We start from the raw sequence: 10,091 nt of genomic DNA, 5'->3' as shown, positions 1-10,091 counted from the left end.
GGGCGGGCGGGCCAGCAGGCCGCCCCGCACCACCAGCACCCGCCCCGGCATGGCCGCCCCGGCCGCGCGCTCGCACGCCGCCTTCTGGAGTCCCGCCGTCTCGGGCGAGGGCGGGCCCGCGCCGGCGGGCTCCGTGTGCAGGGGCGCGCCCTCGTCCAGGCCGGCCACGCGGGGAAACTCGCGGTACACGGCCAGGGTGGAGACGAGCGTGTAGTGCTCCACGGCGTCCGCCAGCAGCTCCGCCGAGGCCCACACCTGGCCCGGCAGGTTTCCCGACGTGTCCAGGGCGGCGTCCCAGCGCCGGCCGCGCAGGGCCTGCAGGTCGCCGTCTCGGTCGCCGCGCAGCGTTTCGGCGTCCGGGAACAGCTCCGGGCCGTGCTTTCCGCGGTTGAAGAGCGTGACCTCGTGCCCGCGCTCCAGCGCCGCCTGCACCAGGTGGCGCCCCAGGAACACGGTCCCTCCCAGCACCAGGAGCTTCATGGTTCCCCTCCGTGGAACGCGGGCGTCGATCTCCCCGCCGTCCTCCGTCCGTTGCGCGCGGAGAACGCGGCCCAACGCGTCAAGGTGGCCCGCGCGCGGCGCCGCGGCTTCTCCTGGATTGCGCGGGAGGAACGGAAGGGTCTCACGCAAAGGCGCGGAGAAGGGGAGACCGTCTCGCGGATTTCTGCGCGCTCCGCCTCGTGAACCGGTGGGGTTCGAGCAACCCGGGAGAAGACGGAGCGGCGCGGCGGATTTCGTTGACGCCATTCACCCTCTCTCACGCGGAGGCATCATGAGTGACTTCACGAGTTTCGGCCGCCAGCTTCGCTCCATGGCCATGCCCACCGGTACGAGGAGGCGCCCGTCGCGCCCCCCGACGCGTCCGGAAGGGCATACCCCTGGTTCGTTGCGGGAATGGAGATTGTCCCAAACGTCGAGCGTCAGGAGCTGCCTGCGTCTGATCCGTTCGCCGATGCGGTAGCCTGACAGCGTGCCATCCTCGGCGCATGCCGTGCGCGGCCGGCTTCACGCGCAGGCGCGGAGAACACGGAGAGATGCCCGCGTCTGCCCAGGATACCGGATCCGGGTAAACTCTGATTGCTGCGCGGGGAATCGCTCCACGGAAGAAATCGCACACGGGGTCTGCGGCCAGCGGAGGGAACGGTGGCTGATCGAAAGACAACCGTTGACTCCGTTGGCCGCAGGCCCCGTGTGAGGATGCTGTTTTTCCGGATTCGGGATGAGACGCCGGGCCGTTCGCTCAGGTGCCCAGGATCTCGCCCACCTTGGCGCCCGCGGGCCACTTGAGCACCTCGGCCCAGGGCTGGTACAGGAAGAACGCGTGCCCCGTGGGCGCCTCGAAGCGCGCGATCTCGCCGATCTGCGAGCGCACGGGCTCCTGCGTGAAGCGCACCCCCCGCGCCCGCAGCCGCTCCGCCGCCCCCCCGATGTCGCTCACCAGGAACACGGGCGCGATGCCCCGCGTGTGCGCCGGGTCCAGCGCCCGCGGCGAGTACACGCGCCCAAAGTCGTCCACCACGGGGCTGCGGTGGATGTGGTGCGTGGTGAGCAGCATGCCGCCCACGTCGTACTTGGCGATCCCCTTTTCCTCCGGCGGGCACGCGGGGTTGCAGCAGTGCACCCGCTCCACGTTGTCCAGCCCCAGCGCGCCCTCGTAGAAGGCGTCCGCCTCCGCCGACGAGGGGACGAACATGAAGAGGTAGACGAGCGGCTTGCCGTCCAGCCCCCCGCTCCCCGACGGCGCCGACGCGGGGCCGATGAGCTCCGACCCGCCCCGGCCCACGGCCGCCCACACCTCGCGCAGCTTGGGCGCGCTGGGCCACGACAGCGCCGTGGCCGACGGCTCGTAGATCATCAGCCGGTGGCCGTTGGGGTCGTAGAAGTCCGTCACCCGGCCGATCTCGTAGGTGCGCCGGCGGATGAACGACACCCCGCGCGCCTCCAGGTCCGCCCGCGCGGCGTTCAGGTCGTCCACCAGGAACACCACGTCCGAGGCGTCGTCGCGCCGGCCGGACAGGGTGATGCCGTAGTCCGCGGCGCGGTGCAGGGCCAGGATCACCCGTCCCGCGTCGAGCTTGACGGTGTCCTCGTCGGCCTCGATCACCCGCAGCCCCAGGCGGCGCTCGTAGAAGTCGCGCGACTCGGGGATGTCGTACACGTACAGGATGAGGTATCCCACGGGCGCGCGCGCCAGCACGGCGCCCGTCTCCTCCAGCAGCGATTGGGTCTGCGCGGACATCGCGGGTCTCCTTTTCTCACGCGCTCGGCGGGATGTTCTGGTTGATGCGGAAGACGTTCTCCGGGTCCCACGCCGCCTTCAGGGCCGCCAGCCGCCGCCAGGCCGCCGGCGTGTACGCCTGGCGCACGCGGTCTCCGCCCTCGTCCCCCAGCTCGTTCACGTACACGCCGTGGGCGCGGGGGCGCAGCTCCGCCCACGCGCCGTCCACCCAGCGGACGTGGCGGTCCGACTGCGCCGCGTCCTCCCACACGGCCGTCACGGCCACGTCGAAGGGGGTGCGCCGCCGTCCGAACGCCGTCTCGTCGTCCCCCACCCGCGCCACGGCCCCGCCCAGCGACGAGACCATGACGATGGAAAAGGGCGACTCCACCCGCGCCCCGTGGGCCGCCAGCACGTCCGCCGCCGCCCCGTCCAGGTCCCGCAGGTGCCCGGAGCGGCCGTACGTCAGCCGGCCAAAGACGCCCGCCGCGTCGTACATGCGCTGCAGGCGCAGGTAGGGCATGGGGCCGATGCGGTCGATGAGGGGCGCGCCCAGCGCCCGCAGCCCGTCCAGGTCGCGCCGCGCCTGCTCCGGCGTGCCCAGGTGGCAAACGGCCACGGCGACCACGGGCGTCCCGACGAGGTGCGGGGGGACGAACGGCGCGGGCGGCAGGCGCAGCTGGTTGCACAGGGCGCACAGGTCGTCCGGGGCGCCGTCCATCAGCCCCGCGTACACGCGCAGCACCTCCGCCGCGCGGGCGACGGGATGGAACGCCATCCCCCCCGTCACCAGCGGGCCCACGGGGTGCAGCCGGTACTCCAGCTGCGTGACGATCCCGAAGTTGCCGCCCCCGCCCCGCAGCCCCCAGAACAGCTCCGGCTCGCGTTCGGCGCTGGCCGTGACGAGCCGCCCGTCCGCCGTCACCACGTCGACGGAAAGGAGGTTGTCGACGGCCAGCCCGTGGCGGCGCATGAGCCAGCCGTAGCCGCCGCCCAGCGTGACGCCCGCGACGCCCGTGGTCGAGATGCGGGCCCCCGTCGTCGCCAGGCCGAACGCCTGCGTCTCGTGGTCCAGCTCGCCCCAGGTGAGCCCCGGCTGGGCGCGCACGGTGCGCGCGGCGGGGTCCACGCGCGCGCCCTTCAGGGGCGACAGGTCGATGACCAGCCCCCCGTCGCAGACGCCGTGTCCCGCGGACGAGTGGCCGCCGCCCCGCACGGCCAGGGGCAGCCCCTCGCCCCGGGCAACGCGCAGGGCCTCCCGCACGTCCGCCACCCCCGCGCAGCGGACGACGGCGGCGGGCCGCCGGTCTACGCGCCCGTTGTAGACGCGGCGGGCGGCGTCGTAGCCGGGGTCGCCGGGGACGAGGACGGCGCCGCGCACCCGCCTGCGCAGCCGGTCCAGCGCACTGGCCGGGGGGCCCACGGGGGCCGGCGCGTGGGCCGCCCCCTCCAGGAGCGTCATCGTCAGGCCCGCGCCAGCAGCTGCTCCAGCCTGCGGCCGCCCGGCCCGTCGCGCGCCTCGTCCGAGGGCTCCCACAACCACAGCAGGTGGCCGCTGGGCGCCCGCAGCCGCGCCACGCCGCCGTTGCGCGAGTAGGTGACGGTGCGGGCGAGCGGGATGCCCCGCCGGGCCAGCTGCCACACCGTGTCGCCCAGGTCCTCCACGTGAAAGACGGGGGCAATGCCGCCCTGCGCATCCGCCGCCGCGCCGTCCGCGTGGACGGTGGTGAGCGCCAGGGCGCCCGCGTCGTAGCGCACGCGGCCGTTCTGCTCCCCGGCCGGCCGCAGGTCCAGGCCGCCCTGGAAGAGGGAGGCCGCGGCCTTCGCGTCCCCCACGTCGAGCACCACCTCCGCCACCGACACGCCGTGGGGGCCCACGCCCTCGCCGGGGGCGTCCGCCGCGGGGGCGGACAGGGCCAGCCGGTTGCCGTCCGGGTCCGTGAAGGCGCCGTCCGGGCCCACCCGCACGCCGCGCGCGGCGAGGTCCCGCGCCAGGGCGCCGGGGTCCGCGGCCGCCAGCACCACGCGCGTCCGCCCGGCCCGGGGCGGCTCGCCGGGGGCGGCCCGGCGCAGGTCCAGCACCAGGGTGCCCGCGTCCAGGCGCACGGAGCGCCCGTCGTCGGCCACCAGGGGGAGCCCCAGCGCCTCCGCGTAAAAGGCGCGCGCGGCGGCCGGGTCGCGCGCCTGCACCACCAGCGAAACGATGCGCGAGCCGCCCAGCACGGGGCGGTCGTCGGGGAACAGGCGGGGCATCTGGATCTGCATGCCGGCCTCCTTTCGGGCGGGGAGTGCGTGAGTGCGAAAGTGCGAAAGTGCGAAAGTGCGAAAGTGCGAAAGTGCAAAAGTGCGAAAGTGCGAAAGTGCGAAAGTGCGAAAGTGCGAAAGTGCGAACGGGCCCCCGGGTCAGAGGGGGATGCGCTTGTAGTTCTCGGCATAGGCGTAGCCGGCGGCGCCGCCCACCCCCTTCATCCACCCGTAGACCCACGCCAGCGACTCGCGCGGGTCCGCGCCGCCCACCTGGCTGCGGTGGCACTGGATGGCCGCGATCTTCCGGTCCATCACCTCCGTGGCATCCACCCAGTGGTCCGTGCGCTCGTAGCCCGGGATCCACACCTCCCTCACCCGGTGCGGCTCCAGCCCCTCCCGCAGCAGGGCGGGGAGGGCGCGGGCGTTGGCCGCGTCGGGAAAGACGGCCGCCAGCGCCGCCTCGCCCACGGCGATGTGGTCCGGGTGCGACGCCTCGATGGGCACCTCCAGGGCCCGCCGCGGGAAGTGCGTGATCACCAGCTCCGGGCGAAAGCGCCGGATCTCGCGGGCGATGGCCGTGCGCAGCTCGTCCGAGGGGGCCAGGCGGCCGTCGGGAAAGTCCAGGAAGACGACGTCCTCCACCCCCAGCTCCCGGGCGGCGGCCCGCTGCTCCTCCCGCCGCGCGGCGGCGATGCTTTCCCGCGGCGCCGACGCGTCGCGGCTGCCGTTGGCGCCGTCGCTGCACACCAGGTAGCCCACCCGCGCCCCCGCCCGCGTGAGCGTGGCCACGGCGGCCCCGAACAGGAACTCGGGGTCGTCGGGGTGGGCCGACACCACCAGCGCCCGGCCGAACGAGGGGCCCGCGCCGTTTCCGTTTCCGTTGCCGTGGCCGTTCCCGGCGGCGGGGTCGCTCATGCGTCCTCGGGGGTAGAGGGTGGATCGCCGCCGCGCAGCAGGGCCCGGAACAGCGCCATCCGCGCGGGGGACAGGGGGATGGTCAGGCGCAGCACCTCCAGCCGCGGCGCCGGCAGCACGGGGGCCGGCGCGGGGCGCAGGGCACGGATCCCCCGCGCCTCCAGCCGCGCGGACGCCCAGCCGTCCGGGTCCGCCACGGCCACCCACGGCAGCCGCCCGTCGTTGGGCAGCACCTCGAAGCCGTGCTCCCGCAGCAGGCCGGCGGCCACGGGCTTCACCTCCGCCACCCGCTCGCGCAGCCGGCCGAACACGTCGCCCGCCTCCAGCAGGCGCAGGGCGGCCTCCAGCGCCACGCCGCCCACCTGCATGGGGGCGACCAGCTCGCGCACCCGCCGCGCCGCCCCCGCGGACGCCACGGCGAAGCCCGCGCGCATGCCGCCCAGGGAGTACGCCTTGGTAAAGCCCCGCAGCACCACCAGGTTGCCCACCCGGCCCACCCGCGTGGCCGCGCTGCCCCGGGGCCCCAGGTAGGGCGCCGGGCTCTCGTCGATCACCACGGGGGCGCCGTGCCGGGCCGCCGCCCGCGCCACGGCCTCCACCTCGTCCAGGGACAGGAAGCGGCCCGCGAAGTCGGGGCGGTCCAGGTGCACCAGGGCGGGGCGGACCGCGTCGACAAAGGCGGCCAGCCGCTCCGCCGTCGGCTCGCCTTCCAGGAGCCGCACCTCGCTCCCGCGCGCCGCGGCCCACGCCTCCAGGTCCGGGTGCACCAGGGCCGGCGCGGCCACGGGCCCCCCGTCCGCCAGCCCCGCCAGGTCGTGCAGCAGCGAGGTGACGCCCGCGGCGAAGGTCAGCTGCCCCGGCTCCAGCTCCACGCCGAAGAACCGGCCCACCGTCCCGGCCCCCCGCGCGCCGCCGTAGGGGTCGTCCACGGGGTAGGCGGCCGCCAGCGCCGCCGCCCCGTGCCCCGCCCGTGCCACGAGCGCTTCCCACACGGCCGCGGGCGAGGGGTCCAGCAGCTCCGCCTCGTCGCTGGCGTAGCGCAGGTCCAGCCGCATCCCCGCGGGGGTGCACCACGCCGCCACGGCCAGGGCCTCCGGCGGGGTGGGAAGGGGGCGCGCCACCAGCTGCACGGCGTCCGTGGACGGGTTGGCGGGAAAGTTCACCATCCACCCCGCGTCCGTGCGCTCCACCCCGAAGCCCGAGGTGCGCACGACGGCCATGAGCCCCGCCGTGCTGCGCGAGCGCACCTCCAGCTCCCGCAGCCGGCGGCGGCGCGCGGCGGCCGGCGTGTCGTCTTCCGGCGGGTCCACGTGCCCCGCCGCCTCGCCCGGCGCGTGGCCCACGACGAGCAGCCCGCCCTGGGCCAGGTGGCCGCGGATGCGGCGCAGCAGCCGGCGCTGCTCCTCCTCGGGCGCGGCGGCGGGCCAGCGCACGCAGAGGACGGCGTCCACCGTCTCCACGGGCCAGCCGCCGTCCGGCCCCCCGTCCACCCGCTCCCAGCGCACCTCCACCCCCGCCTGCTCCCCCGCCCGGCGGGCGTCCGCCAGGTCGCGGGCGCCGGGGTCCAGGGCCGTGACCTCCCAGCCCGCCCGGGCCAGGGCCACGGCCCGCTCGCCCGTGCCGCACCCCAGGTCCAGCACCCGGCGCCCGGGGGCGCTCTCGGCCAGCACCTGGAGCAGGTAGGGCACCTCGCGGCCCCGCGGGTCCTCCGTCCACCGGGGCGCCAGGTCCAGGGTGGCCGCGCCGGCCTGCTGCAGCAGCGTCATCTCCCGCTCCGTGGTGAGCGTTTCCGTCCCCTCACGCCGCGCACGCCGGCAGGTCCAGCGGCACGGACAGGATCTCCTGGATCTTGCGCCCGCTGGGCGTCTCCAGCGCGGCCGGCGACGGCTCGTACAGGAACACCAGGTGCCCCGTGGGGTCGTCCACGCGCACGATGGTGCCCACGGGCGCGCGGGTGACGACGGGCCGCAGCTCCGGCCGCACGCTCGCCAGGTAGCGCGCCACGGCCTCGGCGTCGCGGGCGTGGAACACGGGCGCCACGCCCTTCATCCGCCCGCCCTCCAGCTCCGGCGGGGGGCACAGGTGCTCCTCGAACTCCTCCCGCGACCGCTCCGGCTCCACGTGGTGCGTGGCGATGAGGATGCCGCCCGTGTCGTACTTGACCACCCCCTCCTCGTCCCCCCCGGAGGTGCGGCTGCAGGGGCCGCCCTCCAGGGCCCGCAGCCCCAGCTCGTCGTGGTAGAACGCCTGCGCCACCTTGCTGCTGGGGACAAAGGTGAAGAGGTAGATGAGCTCCGCGTCCCCCAGCCCCGGGGGCTCCTGGCCGGGCGCGGGGGGCTGCGACACCCGCTGCGCCGTGCCCCCGCCGCTGCGGGCCCGGCGCGCCTCGATCACGGCCCGCAGCCGCTCGCCGCTGGGCCAGCCCAGGGCCTCGGCGGAGGGCTCGTACAGGGTGAGCCAGCGGCCGTCGGGGTCGTAGAAGTCGGCGATGCCGCCGGGCTGGTACCAGTCCGTGGGCTTGAACTGCACGCCGCGCGCGGCCAGGTTGGCCGTGGCCTGGCGCACGTCGTCCACCAGCCACACCACGTCCGTGGAGTGGTCCTTGACGTCGGGGAGGACGATGCCGTAGTCGGCGGCGCGGTTCAGCGCCAGGATCACCTGCCCGGCGTCGAACTTGACGCACCCCTCGTCCTCCTCGATCACCCGCAGCCCCAGCGTGCCGGCGTAGAAGGCGCGCGAGACGGCCAGGTCGCGGACGTACAGGAACACGTACAGCACCCGTGTGTCGGCCAGCATGGGCCCCTCCTCTCGGGGTGGTGTGGGTCAGCGGGCCGCGGCCTGCCCGCCGGCGATCTCGAGCACCTTGGGGCCGCTTCCCCAGGTGAGGCTTTCTTCCGACGGCACGTACAGGCACAGCCGGTGGCCCGACGGGTCGTCGAACCGCGTGGTGCCGCCGATCTCGCTGAAGCCCACGCGCACGCCCTTGAACGCCAGCCCCCGCGCCTCCAGCGCCGCGCGCGTCTCCTCGATCCCGGGCGTGTGAAAGACGACCAGGTACGCGTGGTGGCGCAGCTGCCCCCCGTCCGGCCCCGCCGTCCCCCGCACCAGGCGGATGGGCACCGTGCCCGTGGCGAAGCGCGCGAACGCGTCCGTCCGCTCCAGGCATTCCAGGTCCAGCACGTCGGCGTAGAAGCGGGCGCCGGCGTCCAGGTCGGGAACCACCAGCCGCAGCTCGTCCACCCCCGTGCGGTCCAGCCCGGGCGTGGGCGTAAAGGCGTAGTGCCGGCCCTCGGCGTCCGTCCAGGTGCCGTCGGGGTTCTCCGCCACCATCCCCGTCCCGCGCAGCCGGTCGAAGGACCAGTCCGCGGGGACGGCGAACGCGGTCACCAGGCCGTCGCTCTCGCCAGGGCGAAAGCGGCTGGGGCCCGACATGTTGTGCGACAGGATGATCCCGCCCGCGTCGTACTTGAACACGCCGTGGCGGTGGTGCGGCAGGTGGGGCTCCACCTCGATGACGGGCACGCCGATCACGTCCTCGAACAGCGGGCGCTGCTGGCGGATGCGGCTCGTCTCGTAGAACAGGAGCAGGAGGGGCGCGCTGCGCAGGCTCATGGGACCTCCAGGGCCGTGCTGAACTCGTGGATGGCCGCCCCGGCGCGGGGCCGGGACGGCGCCGATGTCTCCGCGTCCGCGGGGGCCAGGACCAGCCGGTGCCCGTCCGCGTCCCGCACCCGCGCCGTCCCGTCCGGGTGCCGCCGGCAGCCGAACCCTTGGGCCTCCAGGGCCGCCGCCGCGGCGGGGACGCCCCCCGCGTGGACCACCAGGGCGCCGCCCCGGGCCCCGCGGCGGGCCGCGTCGGCCACCATCCCCACCCGCCGCTCCGCGCGCAGGGCCAGGAGGAGGGGCCCCGCGTCCAGCCGGGCCTCGCGGGGGGTGGCCCGCAGGGGCGCCAGGCCCAGGGCGTCGCGGTACAGGCGCTGGGCGCGGGGCAGGGAGGCCACGTGCAGCGTCACCCCCACGACGGGCGATCCGCCCCCGTCCAGCAGCCGGCCCAGCGCCCGCCCCGTCCGTCCCGCCCGGGCCCGCCAGGTGGGGTGCAGCAGGGTGGTGAGCCCGCCGGCGGGGTCGTGAAAGCGGAGCGACGCCCCGCGCGCGTCCCAGGCGACGGAGCCTTCCAGCTCCGCGCGCGTCCGGCCCAGCAGGCCGCACAGCCCGCGCAGGGCGCTCTCCCAGTCCGCCGGGGCCGCCTCCAGCTCCCAGGTGGGGTCCAGCCCGCGGGCGCCGCCGCCCCCGTCCTCCTCCTCCCACGCCGCGCCGAACTCCACGGCGACGCCCCCGGCCGCGTACCGGTCCCCGCCCAGCGCCGTCCATCCCAGGACCTCCGCGAGGGTCCGGGCCCACGCCGCGCCCGGATGGGGCCGCAGCAGCCGGACGACGCGGGCCGTCAGCATGCCCGGGCCTCCGCGAAGCGCGCGGGGTCCAGCGCCGCCAGCTCCGCCGGGCGCGTCCCCTCCGCCACGGCCTCCGCCAGCGCCCGGCCCACGCCCAGTGCCGGGGGCAGCCCGTGCCCGCCGAACCCCGCCGCCACCCACAGCCCCGGCGCGTCGGGCCAGGGCCCGGCCAGGGGGCGCCCGTCCGGGGTGGCGTCCATGATCCCCGCCCACCGCCGCGCGACCTGGATCCTGCCGATCCCCGGGAACGCGCCGGGGAG

The 10,091-nt window shown here is 76.1% G+C and carries 10 protein-coding genes; all 10 read right to left on the bottom strand.

Translation table 11 applies throughout. The features are described from left to right. Positions 1 to 480, bottom strand: a 480-nt coding sequence (locus tag VFZ20_RS00080; protein WP_329681765.1) for an NAD-dependent epimerase/dehydratase family protein, incomplete at its 3' end; no start/stop codon positions are given. A gap of 760 nt (positions 481 to 1,240) precedes the next feature. Further along, positions 1,241 to 2,239, bottom strand: a complete 999-nt coding sequence (locus VFZ20_RS00075) for a VOC family protein (protein WP_329681764.1) — start codon at positions 2,237 to 2,239, stop codon at positions 1,241 to 1,243. Positions 2,240 to 2,255: 16 nt separating this feature from the next. Next, entirely contained in the window at positions 2,256 to 3,680 is a 1,425-nt protein-coding gene (locus VFZ20_RS00070) for an FAD-binding oxidoreductase (RefSeq protein ID WP_329681763.1), read from the bottom strand. A 2-nt stretch (positions 3,681 to 3,682) separates the two neighbouring features. Beyond that, on the bottom strand, positions 3,683 to 4,483 hold the full coding sequence (locus tag VFZ20_RS00065) for a VOC family protein (RefSeq protein WP_329681762.1): 801 nt from the start codon (positions 4,481 to 4,483) through the stop codon (positions 3,683 to 3,685). A gap of 138 nt (positions 4,484 to 4,621) precedes the next feature. Continuing rightward, positions 4,622 to 5,380 carry a PIG-L deacetylase family protein gene (locus VFZ20_RS00060; protein WP_329681761.1) on the bottom strand — a complete coding sequence of 253 codons (759 nt, stop codon included), beginning with the start codon at positions 5,378 to 5,380 and terminating at the stop codon, positions 4,622 to 4,624. Then, on the bottom strand, positions 5,377 to 7,146 hold the full coding sequence (locus tag VFZ20_RS00055) for an aminotransferase class I/II-fold pyridoxal phosphate-dependent enzyme (RefSeq protein WP_329681760.1): 1,770 nt from the start codon (positions 7,144 to 7,146) through the stop codon (positions 5,377 to 5,379). The genes VFZ20_RS00060 and VFZ20_RS00055 overlap by 4 nt, the downstream gene beginning before the upstream one ends. Before the next feature lie 31 nt (positions 7,147 to 7,177). Next, on the bottom strand, positions 7,178 to 8,176 hold the full coding sequence (locus VFZ20_RS00050) for a VOC family protein (RefSeq protein WP_329681759.1): 999 nt from the start codon (positions 8,174 to 8,176) through the stop codon (positions 7,178 to 7,180). Positions 8,177 to 8,203: 27 nt separating this feature from the next. Further along, complete coding sequence (locus VFZ20_RS00045) at positions 8,204 to 8,992, bottom strand: VOC family protein (RefSeq protein ID WP_329681758.1); 789 nt, start codon at positions 8,990 to 8,992, stop codon at positions 8,204 to 8,206. Next, positions 8,989 to 9,831, bottom strand: a complete 843-nt coding sequence (locus VFZ20_RS00040; protein WP_329681757.1) for a hypothetical protein — start codon at positions 9,829 to 9,831, stop codon at positions 8,989 to 8,991. The genes VFZ20_RS00045 and VFZ20_RS00040 overlap by 4 nt, the downstream gene beginning before the upstream one ends. Continuing rightward, positions 9,825 to 10,091: NAD(P)/FAD-dependent oxidoreductase (locus VFZ20_RS00035; RefSeq protein WP_329681756.1), on the bottom strand; the 267-nt coding region annotated here is incomplete at its 5' end. The genes VFZ20_RS00035 and VFZ20_RS00040, both read right to left, overlap by 7 nt.

Origin of the sequence: Longimicrobium sp., from assembly GCF_036280135.1 — a bacterium.
Lineage (GTDB): Bacteria > Gemmatimonadota > Gemmatimonadetes > Longimicrobiales > Longimicrobiaceae > Longimicrobium.
The sequence above is the reverse complement of the archived record's forward strand: the minus strand, read 5'-3'. Positions and strand labels throughout refer to the sequence as shown.